Here is a 16,175-nt window from a genome sequence, read left to right as displayed (position 1 = left end):
CTTACGCCGATTGCGGCAGTTTTTCTTTCAGACTCGTGAATTCGTGCTCGAAATCGAGCGTCTTGCGCTGGGTGCTCATGGCCATCACGGCATCCGTGCCGCCGCCCGCCTCCTTGATCCAGACCCAGACCCGGCGCTCGCGGATGTAGAACATCGCGAACACGCCCAGCACCAGCAGCAGGCAGCCGAAGTAGACCACGGCCTTGCCCGGCGAGCGCGTGACCTGGAACACGGACGCCTTCACCTCGGTGAAGTCGTCGAGCTGCAGGTAGACGGGGGCGCCGTAGAAGAAGCTGTCGGACAGGGCGTTGGTGGCCAGCTGCAGGAAGCGGCCGTGGGCCTCGTCGGCCGGGGCCGGCGCCACGCCGTCCTGGGCGCGCGCCACCTGCCACAAGTCCCACAGGGCGCCGTTGAGGATCTTCATGAAGATGTCGGCCGCCTTTTCCTGCTCGGCCTGCGGCACCTTCTCGAGGAAGCGGGAAATGGCGACGAAACCGGCCTGCTTGTCGTCGCCGGCGAAGATGGCCATGCTGCGCTCGGCCGATTGCTGCAACTGGGCGCGCAGGGCGTCGGTGCCGTTGGGCATGGCGTGCTGGGCGTAGCGCTGGGCCGCCGCCGAGCGCAGGGCCGGGTTGTGGATGGCGGCCCGCAGCCGCATCCATTCCGTCACGCTGTGGGCGTCGTCGGCCGGGATGCGCAGGTAGCTGAACGGGTCGCCCGGGTTCACGCGCATGCCGGCCAGGAACACGGTGGCGCCGTCGACCGTCACCGGCTGCATGTAGTTCTGGTATTCACGGGCCTGGCCGGTCTTGTCGCGCAGCTTGTACTGCACGCTCGGGCCGACGTTCTTCAAGTCCTTGTTGTTGGCGTTCTTGGCGGCCGAACCGAGGTGCTTGTCCAGGTCCTTGGCGAACTGCTCGTTGAAACTCTGGCCCTTGGTGACGGCGCGCGTGTCGTTGCTGGCCAGGTTTTCCACGTTGAACGGACGGAAACCCGACCATTCGACCGTGTAGGCGTCGCCCATGGCGGTGCTGGCGCCCACTTCGCCATTGATTTTGAACGTCTGCTGGCTGCCGCCGGCCATCGGGTAGCCCGTCAGTTGCAGCTTGCTGCCGCCATCCTCGAAGCTCGACTGGTACACGGCCAGGCCCTTGTAGATCAGCGGCTTGTTCACTTCGATGGTGGCGGGGAACGTGGCGCCCGTGTCGTGGTCGCGGATCACCACGTCGCTGGCGAACAGCTTGGGCATGCCGGTCGTGTAGAACTCGATGTGGAATTTCTTCAGCTGTATCGTGAACGGCAAGTCCTGGATCAGCACGCCGTCGGCGCGCGGGATGATGGCGGCGTCGCTGGCCGAGCCTTCCGGGATCATGGTGTTGCCGCGGAAGGTGGGGTTGCCCAGGCCCAGACGGTGCTGTTTGGGGATCTCGGCGATCACGCCGTTGCCGGCGAACGGGGTCTTGCCCAGGAACCATTCCTGCACGCGGATCGGCATGTCCGAGTCGAGCAGGCCGCCGATGCAGATGATGACGATGGCCGAGTGGGCGAAGATGTAGCCGAACTTGTTGGCCGCGCCCTTCTTGGCCGTGACCAGCGTGGCGCCGTCCTTTTCCACGGCCTTGCTGCGGTAGCCGGCGTCGTGCAGGCGGTCCATGGTCTGCCGGGCCAGCGCCTGGCGCGCCAGCGGCGTCCGCCACTGGTGCTTGTGGTGGAAGTTGTGCAGCGACTGCTCGCGCACGTGCTCGCGCCAGCTGCGCATGTCGCGCAGCATCTTGGGCGTGTTGCGCACGATGCACAGCGAGGTCGACACGACCAGGAAACCCATGATGGTGAGGAACCACCAGGCCGAATAGACGGAGTACAGGCTGAGCTTGTCGAACACGTCGAACCAGAACGGGCCGAACTGGTTCACATAGTTGGGCATGGGCTCGTTCTGCTTCATCACCGTGCCGATCATGGCGGCGATGGCGATCAGCGTCAGCAGCGCGATGGCGAAACGCATCGACGAGATCAGCTCGACGACTTCGGCCACCACGGGGCGGCGGGTTTTCAGTGTGATACCGGTGGTGCTCGGGCTACTCATGCGCGTCAGTCTAAAAGGGAGGAGCGGGGTCGGAAGCAGGCAGCATACCAACAAAAAGGGCAGCCCGCTTACGCTGCCGCCCTTTTTTCACTTCCGTGTCCGTCACCGCACCCGATATGGATGCCGGCGCGGGACAACAATCGATTATTTCAAGCCGGCGATGTAATCGGCCACGGCCTTGATTTCGTCGGCCGACATGCGCTTGGCGATGGTGCTCATCTGCGGGCTGTTCTTGCGCGCGTCCGTGCGGAACAGGTCCAGCTGGGCCACCGTGTAGTCCTGGTGCTGGCCGCCGATGCGCGGGTATTGCACCGGCACGCCGGCGCCGCCGGCGCCGTGGCAGCTGGCGCAGGCCGGCACGTTCTTCTCGGCGATGCCGCCGCGATAGATCTTCTTGCCCAGGTCGACCGTGTCCTTGTCCTTGGCGGCGCCCGGCTTCTGGGTCTGGGCGGCGAGATAGGCGGCGACGTTCTTCTTGTCCTCGTCCGTCATGGCCTTGGCGTAGGTCGACATGATGGCCTGGACGCGCGCGGGACCGGTGAAATCGGTCAGCTGCTTGACCAGGTAGCCTTCGTGCTGGCCAGCCAGTTTGGGGTTGACGGTGATGGTCGAATTGCCAGCCTCGCCGTGGCAGGACACGCAAGCGGGGATGCTGCGCGTGGCGTCGCCTTCCGTGAACAGCTTGGCGCCTTTGGCGGGATCGGCCTTGACCACCGCGGGTTCGGCGGCGGCCGGCTTTTTCTCTTCGGCAGCCGATGCGGTGGCCGACACAGCCAGCAGAGCGACGATCAAGGATTTTGCAAATGGTGAAAACGCACGATTCATTCAGACACCCTGAGACTAGTCAATAAATTGGTGGTAACCGTTGCCGTCGATATCCTGCCGCACTTCCTGAACCTAGCATGAAATATGCTTGGCAACAATTCGTAACCCCTTATTGTACAATAGCTTTCTCGCGCTTTCGCCCCTCTTGTTGCAATTTCTACCTATCCCATGTCAATACTCTGGCAAGCTCGCTTCTTCACGACCGTCAACCAATTGCGCGACCTGCCCCATACCACGGTGCCGGAAATCGCCTTCGCGGGACGGTCCAACGCCGGTAAATCGACCGCCATCAACATCCTGTGCAACCAGAAGGGGCTGGCGTTCGCGTCCAAGACCCCGGGCCGCACCCAGCACATCAATTTCTTCTCGATCGGCGGCGCCCACGTGGCCCAGCACCGGAAGGACCCCACCATCGTCGACGAGATCCGCTGCCTGCTGGTGGACTTGCCCGGCTATGGCTACGCGGAGGTGTCGGGCTCGGCCAAGCTGCACTGGCAGCGCCTGCTGGGCGACTATGTGCAACGGCGCGAACAACTGGCCGGCCTGATCCTGATCATGGACGCGCGCCGCCCGTTCACCGACCTCGACATCCAGATGCTGGAATGGTTCGCCCCCACGGGCAAGCCCATCCATTGCATCCTGACCAAGGTCGACAAGCTCAACCGCAACGAATCCGTCAACGTGCTGCGCCAGGCCAAGGCCAAGCTCGACAGCTACGTGGACGAGGACGGCGAAGGCTTCCCCTTCACCGTGCAACTGTTCTCCGCGCTCAAGCGCATCGGCATCGACGAAGCCAACGACAAGATCATCGAGCTGGCCGGCCTGACGGAAGACGAGGCCGCCGCCCAGACGGCGCTGATCGAGGCGCCCGACGATGACGAGACCGATACCGACGCCGGCGGCGCCCAACCCTAACCTGTAGAAAGTGGAATGCTCACCATGCATACGCCTCACGTTACCGCCCAGTTCCCCGCCATCCGCATGCGCCGCATGCGCCGCGACCCGTTCTCGCGCGCCCTGATGCGCGAGAACACCGTCACCGCCTCGGACCTGATCTACCCCGTGTTCATCCTGGACGGCGTCAACCAGCGCGAGCCGGTGGCGTCGATGCCGGGCGTGGAGCGGGTCTCGGTCGACCTGCTGCTGAAGGTGGCCGGCGAATGCGTGGCGCTGGGCATCCCCGTGCTGGCGCTGTTCCCCGTGATCGACAGTTCTCTGAAAACCCCGGACGGGGTGGAGGCGACCAACCCGGACGGCCTGGTGCCGCGCGCCGTGCGCGCCCTCAAGCAAGCGTTCCCGGAGCTGGGCATCCTGACCGACGTGGCGCTCGACCCGTACACCAGCCACGGCCAGGACGGCCTGATCGACGACAACGGCTACGTGATCAACGACGCCACCACCGCCATGCTGGTGCGCCAGGCGCTGGCCCAGGCCGAGGCCGGCGTGGACGTGGTGGCGCCGTCGGACATGATGGATGGCCGCATCGGCGCCATCCGCGCCGCGCTGGAGCAGAACGGCTACATCCACACCCGCATCATGGCCTACTCGGCCAAGTACGCGTCGGCCTTCTACGGGCCGTTCCGCGACGCCGTCGGCTCGTCCAAGAACCTGGGCAAGAGCGACAAGAACACCTACCAGATGGACCCGGCCAACGGCGACGAAGCGCTGCGCGAAGTGGGCCTGGACCTGGCCGAGGGGGCCGACATGGTCATGGTCAAGCCCGGCATGCCCTACCTGGACGTGGTGCGCCGCGTGAAGGATGAGTTCAAGGTGCCGACCTTCGCCTACCAGGTCAGCGGCGAATACGCGATGCTGAAGGCGGCCGCCCAGAACGGCTGGCTGGACCACGACAAGGTGATGATGGAAGCGATGATGTCGTTCAAACGGGCCGGCGCCGACGGCGTGCTGACCTACTTCGCGCTGGACGTGGCGCGCCTGCTCAAGGCCCGCGCCTAAACCAAAACCGGGGTCAGGTCATACTTTCTCGCAAGCTTGCGAGAAAGTATGACCTGACCCCGGTTTCCTTTACCGGCCGCGCCGGTATTCGGGGAACATTTCCTTCAACAAGAAGGCCGTCAGTTCCGGCTCGTCCTGCTTGCGGGCGCTCATCACGATGACCTTGCCCAGCCGCTGCGATTCCCACGGGAAGTCGCCGGGGTGGTCCTTGCGGATGATCTCGATCATCTTCTTCACGATGGCCGTCTCCAGGTCCGGCCAGTCGCCCACCTCCACGTGCACCTGCTGCGTCCAGTTGCGGCGGAAATTCGTGTTCCAGCCCCGGAATTTGACCTCGGCGCCGTGGTAGGTGCGGTCGGCGATCGAGAACAGGCCGCCCGTGTCGTCGCGGTCGCGGCCGTTCGAACGGCCCTGGGCGCCGGCGATGTTGGCCTTGGCGATGCGCATGGCGCGGTCGTTCTCGCTTTCCGGCGCCGGTTCGGCCGGCTGCGGATTCTCGGCCGCCCGCTGGGCGCGGCGCTTGGCGATCATTTCCGACATGTCCATCTCGGGCGGCGGCTTCATCGGCGCCACCACGGGCGGCACATAGGTTTCCAGCTTGGGCCGGGCGGCGGCCGGCCGCGTGATGGTGGCCACGGCGCGCTTCGGTCGCGGCGGCGGCTTGACCTTGGCCAGTTCCGTCTTCTTCTCCGGCTTGTTCGGCTTGTTGGGCTTGTCCAGCAGCGGCGCGATGTAGACCATCTCCCCGCCCCCGCGCGGCGGCGTGCGGTGGAACGGCTCGCTGGGCTTGAGGAAATAGTACAGCACGGCCAGCAAGTGCAGGCCGATCGAGATGGCGATGCCGATCCGGTCCGACAGGCGCTTGCGCCGGCCATAGCCGTAGCCGTCGCGGGCCGGCAGGCGCTGGCCGCAGCTGTGGCAATACTCGGAATCTGCTGACATCGTGTGCGTATCGTCGTGCAAGAGCGAACCTTCGTGGAGCGTGAGCGTCAAAATGCGGTCATAGTGCCAGAGTCCCGCCATTTTTGGAACCGCGCCGCCAGGTCCGGGCCGCCCGCGCGCGGCGCGCAGGTGGGCCAGCCTGAGTTCCGGTAGCTTACCGGAGCTTGGCCTTGATGAATGTTACGGTATGTATCAGCAACGCTACACGGTGACGCGCGGCAAGGCCGGCTGAGGGGAATGGTCGGCGCCGGCCCCGGGACGGCGCTGCGGCGGGCGCCGTGGCGGGACGGGGATCTGGGCCAGCATGGCGGAAACACAACGGTCGGCGTCGAGCACCTGGCGCGAGCACATCATGGGGCGCGGCAAGGCATGGGTGTAATCGTGCGGCCCCTCGACGGGAAAACCGAGCGGGTAGATGTGGCGGTAATAGCCGAGCCGGCTGTTGTAGCGCGCATGGTCCTGGGCGAATTTGCGGCACCAGGCGTCGTGGCCGCTGAGCACGTTGTTGCCGTGGCCCGTGGTCAGGAACACGAAGTCGCTCAGGATGATGAAGCCGCTCTCCAGTTCCACCACGCAGCGTCCGTCCGGCTGCCGCCACAGGTCGTGCGCGCGCAGCCGGTGGTGGGTGAGCGTGACGCCGGCCGGCAGGCTGGCCACCAGTTGTTCATAGGCCCACGTCAGGTATTCGCCGAGCAGGCGGCGCGGCAGGTAATCGAGCTCGCCGATCTCGGCCCCGGCCCCGGTGGCGCCGATGCGGTAGTACTGCTCGCCCACGCGCCGGTAGCCGCGCTCGCGCGCCCATTGCGTGAGCGAGGGCGCGGCGCACACGGGGCCGTCCTTCACCACGCCCGGCGCGGGGAACAGCGTGACCTGGCTGGCGATGGTGTTGATCAGCAAATGCTGGGGCTGGCGCGCCGAATGCACGCCCTGCCCGCATTCGCCCGGCTCGACCAGGACCAGGTCGAGCAGCAGGTCGCGCCCACGGATCTGGGCCGCCAGCCGCTCCAGCACGCTCAAGCCGCGCGGCCCCATGCCGATGATGGTGACGGTGTATCGCTTCATCGCCCCTCCTTGCCGCAAGGAAAAAAGTCCTTGCCTATGATACGGAGGGGCGCGCGCGGCGGCTTGTGGCCGCTCAATGCTTGATGGAATTAACAGCCTTCAATGCGACATTGGCAGCAGTCGCCGCGGTGGTGGCTTCGTCGGCCAGCACGGCATCGGCCATGGGGCCGCTGCCGCTGTACTTGTCGAGGAACAGGTAGATCACGGGGGTGATGTAGAGCGTGATCACCTGCGAGAACACGAGCCCGCCGACCACGGCCAGGCCCAGCGGCTGGCGCAGTTCGGCGCCCGCGCCCAGGCCCAGCGCGATCGGCAGCGCGCCCATCAGGGCCGCCATGGTGGTCATCATGATGGGGCGGAAGCGCAGGACGCACGCTTCGCGGATGGCCTCGGCCGGCGTCATGCCCTCGTCGCGCTGCGCGTGCAGGGCGAAGTCGATCATCATGATGGCGTTCTTCTTGACGATGCCGATCAGCATCAGGATGCCGATGATGGCGATCATGGTCAGGTCGAGGTTGAACAGGCGCAGCGTCAGCAAGGCGCCCACGGCGGCCGACGGCAAGCCGGCCAGGATGGTGAGCGGGTGGATGAAGCTCTCGTACAGCACGCCGAGCAGCACGTAGATCACGCCGAGCGCGGCCACGATCAGGATCACCTGGCTGCCTTGCGAACTCTGGAACACGGCCGCGTCGCCGCCGTAGCTGGTGATGATGGAGGCCGGCAAGTTCATGGCCGCGCCCATCTTGTCGATCTTGGCCGTGGCCACGCCCAGCGGCACGTTGGGCGCCAGGTTGAACGACAGCGTGATCGCCTGCAGCTGGCCCTGGTGGTTGACGGCCGTGGGCCCCACCGTGCGCTCGACGGTGACGAAGCTCGACAGCTGCACCAGCTGGCCGGCCTTGTTGCGCACCGAGATGCGGGTCAGCGCGTCGTCGAACTGGCGGTCCTCGGTGGCCGCCTCCAGGATCACGAAGTAGCTGGCGGCCGACGAATAAATGGTCGACACCTGGCGCTCGCCGAAGGCCAGATACAGCGCCGTGCGCACGTCGGCGATCTGCACGCCGAGGTTGTTGGCCTTGTCGCGGTCGATCTTGAGCGACGCTTGCAGGCCGCGATTCTGGGCGTCGCTGGTGACGTCGCGGAAGTCGTTGTCGGCGCGCATGCGGTCGAGGAACTTGGTGGCCCAGTCGCCGAGCGCGTCGGGACTGACCGATTGCAGCGTGTACTGGTAGCGGCTCTTGCTGGGACGGCCACCGAGCTGCAGGTTCTGGATCGGGCTCAGGTAGACCGACACGCCGGGGACGGCGCGCGTGGCCTTGCGCAGGCTGTCGAGCACTTGCGGCATCTTGGCGCGCTGGTCGCGCGGCTTGAGCACGAGGAACATGCGGCCGCTGTTGCCGCCGCTGACGAAGGAGGTCACGTCCTGCACATTGGGGTCGGCCTTGATGACGTTGGCCACCTTTTCCTGCAGGGCCATCAGGGCCGACGACGAGATGTCCTCGGCCGCCTCGGTCGTCACGCGGATCTGGCCCAGGTCCTCCTCGGGGAAGAAGCCCTTGGGGATGGTCACGTACAGCACGGCCGTGAGCGCGAACGTGCCGAGCGCGATCAGCAGCACCACGTAGCGGTGCGCCAGCGCCAGGTCCAGCGTGGCCGCGTAGCCGTGGCGCAGGCGCGAGAAGCCGGCCTCGAACCAGCGCCCGATGAAGGTGTCGTCGCCCTCGGCGTCGTGCGAGTCGGCCGGCAGCAAGCGGCTGGCCAGCATGGGCACCAGCGTCAGCGAGACGATGGCCGACACCAGGATCGACAGCGAGACGACGACGGCGAATTCATGGAACAGCAAGCCTATCGTGCCCGGCATGAAGAAGATGGGTATGAACACGGCCACCAGCGAGATGGAGATCGAGACGATGGTGAAGCCCATCTCGCGCGCGCCGATCAGCGCCGCCTGCAACGGCTTCTTGCCCAGCTCGATATGGCGCACGATGTTCTCCAGCACCACGATGGCGTCGTCCACCACCAGGCCCACGGCCAGCGTGATGCCGAGCAGCGACACGTTGTCGAGGCTGTAGCCGAAGGCGTACAGCAAGGCCAGCGCGCCGAGCAGCGAAATGGGCATGGTGATGGCGGGGATGAAGGTGGCGGCCGCGCGCCGCAGGAACAGGAAGATCACCAGCACCACCAGGCCCACCGTCAGCGCCAGCGTGATGTTGACGTCGTGGATGGCGTCGCGGATGGAGACGGAGCGGTCGTTGACGAGGTTGATCTTGATCGAGCTGGGCAACTGGGCCAGGAAGCGCGGCAGCAGGCGGCGCACGCCGTCCACCACCTGCACCGTGTTGGCGTTGGGCTGGCGCTGCACCAGCAGCACGATCGAGCGCTCGCCGTTGTAGCTGCCGGCCGTCTTGACGGACTGGTAGCTGTCCTCCACGGTGGCCACGTCCTTCAGCCGCACCGGCTGGCCGTTGCGGGTGGCCACGATCAGCTCGGCGAATTCGGACGCCTTCATCAGCTGGGCGTTGCCCTGGATGGTGAGGGTCTGGGTGGGGCCGTCCAGGATGCCCAGCGGGCTGTTGGCGTTGGCGGCCTTGACGGCGCTGGCCAGTTCATCGAGCGTCAGGTTGCGCGCGTTGAGCTGCTCGGTGCGGGCGCGGATGCGCACGGCGAACCGCTTCTGGCCGTTCACCCCCACCTGGGCCACGCCGGGCAGGGTCGACAGGCTGGGCGCGATCAGGTTTTCCGCGTAATCGTTCAGCTCCGACAGGCTCAGCGACGGCGAGGTCATGGTCATGAACAGCACCGGCGCGTCGGCCGGGTTGACCTTGCGGTAGGACGGCAGTTCCGTCATCTCCTGCGGCAGCGAGCGCTGGGCCCGCAGCAGGGCCGCCTGCACGTCCACGGCCGCCGCGTTGACGTCGATGGACGGGTCGAATTCCAGCGTGAGCGAGGTGGTGCCCAGCGTGCTGGTGGAGGTGATCAGGTTGAGGCCGGCGATGGTCGAGAACTGCTTCTCCAGCGGCAGCGCGACCGACGAGGCCATGGTGTCGGGGCTGGCGCCGGGCAGGTCGGCGTTGACGTTGATGACGGGCGTGTTGAAGCTGGGCAACGCCGCCACCGGGATGCTGGTGTAGGCCAGCACGCCGGCCAGGATCAGCGACAGCGACAGCAGCACCACCATCACGGGGCGGCGGATGCACAGTTCGGACAGGTTCATTCCACTTTACCTTTTTCCGCCACGGGCGCGGCCTGGGCCGAGGCGCCGTCGCGCCCGCCCGCTCCCGCCAGTTTGACCTTGCCGCCGGGCCGCAGGTTCTGCTTGCCCTCGACGATCACCTGCGCGTCGCCGGCCAGGCCGGAGACGGCGGCGTCGGCGCCGAACGCGTACAGGCGCACGACGGGATTGGTCTTGGCCGTCTGGTCCGGCGCCACCGTGTAGACGAAGGTGCCGCGCGTGTTGCTGATGATGGCGTTTTGCGGCACCACCAGCGCGTCCCTGAGCGTGCGCACGGTGAGGCGGGCGTTGACGTACTGGCCCGGCCACAGCCGCGTGTCCGCGTTGGCGAACTGGGCCTTCACGCGGATCACGCCGGCCACGGGGTCGACCGTGTTGTCGACGAAACTGAGCGCGCCGTCGAGGCCGGTTCCGGCGGCGTCGCCGGCCGTCACCTGCACCGGCACGCGGCCGGCGCGCTGGGCCGCCAGCACGTCGGCCAGCGCGCTTTCGGGCAGGGTGAAGGCGACCGTGATGGGATCGAGCTGGGTGATGGTGGTCAGCGACGTGCTCAGCTGCACCAGGCTGCCCGGGTAGACGTTGATGGCGCCGACCCGCCCCGCCATCGGCGCGCGGATGGCCGTGTAGCTGGCGTCCACGCCGGCCGAGCGGGCGGCGGCCGTGTCGGCCTGCACCAGCGCGCGGGCCGACTCCACCTGGCTCTTGAGCGTGTCGACGGCGCCCTGGGCGATGAAGTTTTTGCTCAACAATTCCTGGCTGCGCTGGTACTGGCGCTGCAGGTCGGCCAGCGCGGCCTGGTCGCGCGCCACCTGGGCCTGCGCCTTGTCCACGCTGGCGCGCGCGCTGCGGTCGTCGAGCGTGAACATCAGCTCGCCCGCGCGCACGAACTGGCCTTCCTTGATGTGGACCTTGGCGATGGTGCTTGTCGTTTGCGGGTGCAGGTCCACCGTGCTGATCGGGGTGACGGTGCCGTTGGCCTGGAAGATCACGGGCACATCCTGGCGGCGCGGGGTCACCACGCTGACCGTGGTCGGGCCTTGCGCGCCGGACTTGGCCGCCGCCGGCGCGCCGGCCTGGTGGGTGGTGTGCCAGAGGCCATAGCCGGCCGCGATGACGGCGCCGGCCAGGAATGCGAAGGAGGATTTTTTCATGTTGTTCAAGAGTATTGCCGCCGGGCATAAGCGAAGCATTGTCGCATATCCGTGCGGCGCCGGCGCGCCGCCGCGGGGATGGACGGCTCAGCGGCCGGCGTAGTGTTCGGGCACGATCAGCGTCACTTCGAGGCCGCCCTGCGCATGGTTGGCCAGCATCAGGCTGGCGCCGTGCTGCTCGGCGATGTTGCGGGCGATGGTCAGGCCCAGGCCGGTGCCGCCGGAGGCGCGCGAGCGCGACGATTCGATCCGGTAGAACGGCTCGAACACGCGCGCCATCTGCTCCGGCGCGATGCCGGGGCCGCCGTCGCGGATGCGGATGCGGGCCGCGCCCACCATGCGCTCCACCGTCACGTGCGCGTACTGGCCGTACTTGACGGCGTTGTCGAGCAGGTTGACCAGGCAGCGCCGGATCGCCAGCGGCCGGCCCATCAGCGCCATGGCGGCGCGGCCCTTGAGGTCCACCTGCTGGCCGCTGTCGGCCGCGTCCGAGCAGACGCTGTCGAGCAGCGAATCGAGGTCCAGCGCCTGCATGGTTTCCGTGGTGTCCATGCTGCGCGCCAGGTCCAGCCCTTCCTTGACCATTTGCTGCATGGCCGACAGGTCGTCCACCAGGCGCTGCTGCAACTCGTGGTCCCGCACCTTCTCCAGCCGCAGCCGCAGCCGCGTCAGCGGCGTCTGTAAATCGTGGGTGATGGCGGCCAGCATTTCCGTGCGCTGGGAAATGTGCTGGCGGATGCGGGCCTGCATGGCGTTGAACGCGCCGGCCGCCTGGCGGATCTCGGACGCGCCGCCGATGGCCAGCGGCGGGCGGTTGATGTCGTTGCCGAGGTCCTTGGCCGCCTGCGCCAGCTGCTTGAGCGGGCGCATGGCCATGCGCGCCACGAAATACGCGAGCACGGCGATGCTGAGCAGGAAGGGCAGCAAGGTCAGCGGCTCATTGCGTCCGCCGCCGGGTGGCGGGCGCGGCGGCAGCACGGACAGCGTCATCAGGGCGCCGTCGTGCATGCGCACCAGCATGGTTTCGCAGGTGCCGCGCCATTGATTGGGACCGAACAGCGTCATGGGCTTGCGCCGCAGGTCGCATTCGGGCGGCCGTTCGGCCAGCGGATGCAGCGTGAAGCCGGCGCCCAGCCGCTGCTGCAGGGCCTGGGTGAATTCCGTGGCCGGCAAGGCTGGCGCGGCGGCGGCGGCGGCCGGCGCCAGCCGCACGCTGCCCCGGCTGGCCACCCGCAGATAGGTCGCGCGCGAGGCCTCGGGCACCACGTCGGCCGTCGTGATGAGCTGTTCGGCCCGTTCCAGCGCGTGGAAGTCGCGGTAGCGTTCCAGCGCGCGCGTGCGCTCGCTCACGGCCAGCCACTGGGTCAGCGCGGCCGAGGCGACGATGCCCAGCAGCAGGACCAGGAACACGCGCCCGGTCATCGACCCGATGAATGCTTTCACGCCTGCGGCTCCACGGCCACCTGGCCGGCCAGCACATAGCCGCCGTTGCGCACGGTCTTGATGATTTGCGGCAGCCGCGCATCCTCGCCCAGCTTCTGGCGCAGGCGGCTGATCTGGATGTCGATCGAGCGGTCGAACGGGTCGGCGTCGCGTCCTTGGGTGAGATTCAGCAGCTGGTCGCGGTTGAGCACGCGGTTCGGGTGTTCGAGGAACACCTTGAGCAGGCGGTATTCGGCGCCCGACAGCATGATCACCAGGCCGTCCGGATTGAGCAGGTGGCGCGCCGTCAAGTCCAGCGTCCAGTCGGAGAAGCGGATGCGCTCGGCCTTGTCGCCGCCGTGGCCGGCCGGCATGGCGTTACTGCGGCGCAGCACGCTGCGGATGCGGGCCAGCAGCTCGCGCGGCTCGAACGGCTTGGGCAGGTAGTCGTCGGCGCCCATCTCCAGGCCCAGGATGCGGTCCAGCGGCTCGTTGCGGGCCGTCAGCATGATGACGGGCAGGGTCGAATGGGCGCGCAGCTTGCGGCACAGCGTGAGGCCGTCGTCGCCGGGCAGGTTCAGGTCCAGCACCACCAGGTCGGGCCGCGACTCGTCGAGCAGCTTCCACATGGCCGTGCCGTCGGCCGCGCCCAGCGTGCGGTAACCGTTGGTTTCCAGGTAATCGGCCAGCAGGGTGCGGATGTCGCGATCGTCGTCAACGATCAGAATTGTCGAGATGGATTCCATGCGTTCATTATCGCCAGTTTGGCCGCGCCTGACCAAGGGCCATTTGTATCGGCTTGTAGTGCCCCCTTGCGGGGGAAACAGTTTGATACAAAAACCGGCGGCCGGGACACTTGGTCGAAACACGGCACTGCCACCATATGTTCCATGAGACGAACGAGAGCGCAGCGTCTCCCCACGACTTTGATAAAGGAAACACCATGAACACCGTACGCAAAAGCATCCTGATCGGCATGACCGTGCTGGGCCTGGCCGGCGCCAGCGCCGCCGCCATGGCCGACGACACGGCCGGCCGCCACGGCTGGCAGGCCAACAGCGAGCAACGCCAGGCCCGCATGGGCGAATGGTTCGCCAAGCATCAGGCCAAGCTGCACGACCTGCTCAAGCTGACGCCGGCCCAGGAACCGGCCTGGACGGCCTATCAGAACGCCATCAAGCCGACCGCGCCGGCCGAGCGCATCGACCGCGCGGCCATGGCCAAGCTGCCGGCCCCGGACCGGCTGGCCAAGATGATCGACCTGAGCAAGCAGCGCACGCTGACCATGGAAGGCCACCTGGGCGCGCTCAACACCTTCTACGGCCAGTTGACGCCCGAGCAGAAAGCCATCTTCGACGACCACGTGATGGGCGGCGCGCATGGCCAGCATCCGATGATGGGTCGCCACCGCCAGTGAGGCCGCGATGAGCCGGCAGCGAGCCCGAGGCGGGCCAGCAACGCGCCGGCGGTAAGCCCGCGATGAGCGGGCAGTGGACACGAGCGGCACCCGGCATGGCCGGGCGCCGCCTTTTTATTTATTGCGGCAGCCGCGACAGCGATTGCAGGAAGGTGTCGGCGTTCTGGAAGCCGATCACCCGGGCGTCGGCCAGCTCCTGACCCTTACCATCGAACAGGATGATGCCGGGCGGGCCGAACAGGTGGAAGCGCTTGAGCATGGCCTTGTCGTCGTCGTCGTTGGCCGTCACGTCCACTTGCAGCAGCACCGTGTTGGCCAGCCGCGCGCGCACGGCCGGGGCCGCGAAGGTCAGCTTTTCCATTTCCTTGCAGGACACGCACCAGTCGGCGTAGAAGTCGAGCATCGCGCCCTTGCCGCCCGTCTGGGCCAGCACGGCATCGAGTTCCGCCACCGTCTTGACGCGCTTGAACGGCAGCGGCTGGACCGCGCCCTGCGCCTGCAAGTGGGCCAGCGGCGCCAGCACATCGCGCCCGCCGGTGGACACGCCGACCAGTTGCACCAGGCCCAGCGCCGCGAACACGAGGCCGGCGCTCTTGGCCGCCCAGTGCCCCGTCTTGTTGCGCAGCAGGTAGACGCCGTAACCGACCAGCAAGGCGGTCCAGCCCAGCATCTGCACGGCCGCCGGCAGCACGGGCGACACCAGCCACCACGCCATCGCCAGCAGCAGCACGCCGAAGAAGCGCTTGACGCCATCCATCCACAGTCCGGCCTTGGGCAGCAGCGTGCCGGCCGACACGCCGACCAGCAGCAGCGGCACGCTCATGCCCACGGCCATCGCGAACAGGGCGCTGCCGCCGATCACGACGTCGCGCGTCTGGCTGATGTAGACCAGCGCGCCGGCCAGCGGCGCGGCCACGCAGGGGCCGACGATGAGGGCCGAGATGGCGCCCATCACGAACACGCCGGCCAGCTTGCCGGCCGCCTGGCGGTGCGACATGGCGCTGAGCCGGGTTTGCAGCGCGGCCGGCACCTGCAGGTTGTAGTAGCCGAACATGGACAGCGCCATGGCCGCCATCAGCAATGCGAACGCCCCCAGCACCCACGGGTTCTGCAGGGCGGCGGCCAGCCCTTCGCCGATCAGGCCGGCGGCGACGCCAAGCGCCGTGTAGACGATGGCCATGCCCAGCGCGTAGGTGGCCGACAGCAGCAACCCGCGCGCGCGGCTGGCCTTGGCGCCCTCGCCCACGATGATGAACGACAGGATGGGCACCATGGGCAGCACGCACGGCGTGAACGCCAGGCCCAGGCCCAGCAGCATGAACAGCGGCACGATGACAAGCAGCTTGCCGCCCTTGAGCGCCGCCTCCACGTTGCCCGGCTGGGCCGGCGCGACGGCCGGCACGGGCGCGCCGGCGGCCTCGCTCAGCACGGTGGTGGCCGGCGTGGGCACGGCGTTGACGGTGACGCCGGGCGACACGGGCGCCGACGGGGCCGCCGATTGCGCGGCCGGCCCGGACTGGCTGGCGCCGCCCGGCGGGGCGGACTGGCCCAGCGCCAGCGCGGCCAGGCCGGGCTTGCCGCTGGCCGTCAGGTTGGCCTTGGCTTCCTGCGGCGCGTAGCACAAGCCTTTGTCCGAGCAGCCCTGGCCGGTGGAGACGAGCGTGAAGCTGCCGCCGGCCTCGACGGGGATGGCGATGGTGACGCTGCCGCGATAGGTTTCCACGTTCTTCTGGAACGTTTCATCGAAGTGGATCTTGCCGGGCGGGATGGCCGGCGCGCCCAGCGTGGCGCCCTGCGCCGCGAACTTGAAGCGCTCGCGGTACATGTAGTAGCCGTCGGCGATCTGGTAGGTGACGGCCACCGTGTGCGGATCGGCCATGCGGGCCGAGAAGCGGAACGCGGCGTCGGGCTCCAGGTAGTCCTCGTCGGCGCGGGCCGGACGGCCGGCGGCCAGGGCCAGCAGCATCGCCAGCAACAGCGTCAACAGCAGCGACGAGGACAGCAGCGCCCGGCCCAGGGACGGCAGGGCGCGCGCGGAGGCGAAGGAGAAGGCGGCGGTTCGTGGCATAAGGTGGTCGGTAACGG

The 16,175-nt window shown here is 67.7% G+C and carries 12 protein-coding genes; 3 read left to right on the top strand and 9 right to left on the bottom strand.

From position 1 onward, the window contains the following. Position 1 precedes the first annotated feature (1 nt). Together AC1RQG_RS02090 and AC1RQG_RS02085 are read right to left on the bottom strand one after the other, a co-directional pair. The gene (locus AC1RQG_RS02090; RefSeq protein ID WP_493127790.1) at positions 2-2,083 is read right to left on the bottom strand and encodes a cytochrome c biogenesis protein ResB; all 2,082 of its coding nucleotides are present in this window, start codon (positions 2,081-2,083) and stop codon (positions 2-4) included. A 144-nt stretch (positions 2,084-2,227) separates the two neighbouring features. Further along, on the bottom strand, positions 2,228-2,908 hold the full coding sequence (locus tag AC1RQG_RS02085; RefSeq protein ID WP_493127788.1) for a c-type cytochrome: 681 nt from the start codon (positions 2,906-2,908) through the stop codon (positions 2,228-2,230). A gap of 168 nt (positions 2,909-3,076) precedes the next feature. On the opposite strand from AC1RQG_RS02085, the gene yihA reads away from it, so the two are divergent. Beyond that, complete coding sequence (gene yihA, locus AC1RQG_RS02080; protein ID WP_493127786.1) at positions 3,077-3,823, top strand: ribosome biogenesis GTP-binding protein YihA/YsxC; 747 nt, start codon at positions 3,077-3,079, stop codon at positions 3,821-3,823. Positions 3,824-3,847: 24 nt separating this feature from the next. Further along, positions 3,848-4,864 carry a porphobilinogen synthase gene (hemB, locus tag AC1RQG_RS02075; RefSeq protein WP_493127784.1) on the top strand — a complete coding sequence of 339 codons (1,017 nt, stop codon included), beginning with the start codon at positions 3,848-3,850 and terminating at the stop codon, positions 4,862-4,864. A 69-nt stretch (positions 4,865-4,933) separates the two neighbouring features. On the opposite strand, the gene AC1RQG_RS02070 is transcribed toward hemB, so the two are convergent. The 6 genes from AC1RQG_RS02070 to AC1RQG_RS02045 all read right to left on the bottom strand — a co-directional run bounded on the left by AC1RQG_RS02070 (position 4,934) and on the right by AC1RQG_RS02045 (position 13,419). After that, positions 4,934-5,806 (bottom strand): hypothetical protein, encoded by an 873-nt coding sequence (locus AC1RQG_RS02070; RefSeq protein ID WP_493127782.1) that lies wholly within the window; start codon positions 5,804-5,806, stop codon positions 4,934-4,936. Positions 5,807-6,007: 201 nt separating this feature from the next. Continuing rightward, complete coding sequence (locus tag AC1RQG_RS02065) at positions 6,008-6,868, bottom strand: FAD/NAD(P)-binding protein (RefSeq protein WP_493127780.1); 861 nt, start codon at positions 6,866-6,868, stop codon at positions 6,008-6,010. A 73-nt stretch (positions 6,869-6,941) separates the two neighbouring features. Then, entirely contained in the window at positions 6,942-10,082 is a 3,141-nt protein-coding gene (locus AC1RQG_RS02060; protein ID WP_493127778.1) for an efflux RND transporter permease subunit, read from the bottom strand. Next, complete coding sequence (locus AC1RQG_RS02055; protein WP_493127775.1) at positions 10,079-11,251, bottom strand: efflux RND transporter periplasmic adaptor subunit; 1,173 nt, start codon at positions 11,249-11,251, stop codon at positions 10,079-10,081. Before AC1RQG_RS02055 ends, AC1RQG_RS02060 begins: the two co-directional genes overlap by 4 nt. 87 nt (positions 11,252-11,338) lie before the next feature. Continuing rightward, entirely contained in the window at positions 11,339-12,694 is a 1,356-nt protein-coding gene (locus AC1RQG_RS02050) for an ATP-binding protein (protein WP_493127773.1), read from the bottom strand. Next, positions 12,691-13,419 carry a response regulator gene (locus AC1RQG_RS02045; RefSeq protein ID WP_493127770.1) on the bottom strand — a complete coding sequence of 243 codons (729 nt, stop codon included), beginning with the start codon at positions 13,417-13,419 and terminating at the stop codon, positions 12,691-12,693. The genes AC1RQG_RS02050 and AC1RQG_RS02045 overlap by 4 nt, the downstream gene beginning before the upstream one ends. A gap of 197 nt (positions 13,420-13,616) precedes the next feature. Between AC1RQG_RS02045 and AC1RQG_RS02040 the strand changes: the two genes are divergently transcribed. Then, positions 13,617-14,090, top strand: coding sequence for a Spy/CpxP family protein refolding chaperone (locus AC1RQG_RS02040; protein ID WP_493127769.1), 474 nt, complete (start codon positions 13,617-13,619; stop codon positions 14,088-14,090). A gap of 118 nt (positions 14,091-14,208) precedes the next feature. On the opposite strand, the gene dsbD is transcribed toward AC1RQG_RS02040, so the two are convergent. Further along, on the bottom strand, positions 14,209-16,158 hold the full coding sequence (gene dsbD / locus AC1RQG_RS02035) for a protein-disulfide reductase DsbD (RefSeq protein WP_493127768.1): 1,950 nt from the start codon (positions 16,156-16,158) through the stop codon (positions 14,209-14,211). Positions 16,159-16,175 lie beyond the last annotated feature (17 nt).

It is taken from the genome of Rugamonas sp. GW822-FHT03B10 (genome assembly GCF_058801745.1).
Note: the sequence above shows the minus strand (reverse complement) of the source record. Positions and strands in the feature narration are given on the sequence as shown.

Coding starts and splice junctions, on each gene's coding strand:
- AC1RQG_RS02090 (WP_493127790.1), bottom strand. CDS start 2,083: ATGAGTAGCCCGAGCACCACCGGTATCACACTGAAAACCCGCCGCCCC.
- AC1RQG_RS02085 (WP_493127788.1), bottom strand. CDS start 2,908: ATGAATCGTGCGTTTTCACCATTTGCAAAATCCTTGATCGTCGCTCTG.
- yihA (WP_493127786.1), top strand. CDS start 3,077: ATGTCAATACTCTGGCAAGCTCGCTTCTTCACGACCGTCAACCAATTG.
- hemB (WP_493127784.1), top strand. CDS start 3,848: ATGCATACGCCTCACGTTACCGCCCAGTTCCCCGCCATCCGCATGCGC.
- AC1RQG_RS02070 (WP_493127782.1), bottom strand. CDS start 5,806: ATGTCAGCAGATTCCGAGTATTGCCACAGCTGCGGCCAGCGCCTGCCG.
- AC1RQG_RS02065 (WP_493127780.1), bottom strand. CDS start 6,868: ATGAAGCGATACACCGTCACCATCATCGGCATGGGGCCGCGCGGCTTG.
- AC1RQG_RS02060 (WP_493127778.1), bottom strand. CDS start 10,082: ATGAACCTGTCCGAACTGTGCATCCGCCGCCCCGTGATGGTGGTGCTG.
- AC1RQG_RS02055 (WP_493127775.1), bottom strand. CDS start 11,251: ATGAAAAAATCCTCCTTCGCATTCCTGGCCGGCGCCGTCATCGCGGCC.
- AC1RQG_RS02045 (WP_493127770.1), bottom strand. CDS start 13,419: ATGGAATCCATCTCGACAATTCTGATCGTTGACGACGATCGCGACATC.
- AC1RQG_RS02040 (WP_493127769.1), top strand. CDS start 13,617: ATGAACACCGTACGCAAAAGCATCCTGATCGGCATGACCGTGCTGGGC.
- dsbD (WP_493127768.1), bottom strand. CDS start 16,158: ATGCCACGAACCGCCGCCTTCTCCTTCGCCTCCGCGCGCGCCCTGCCG.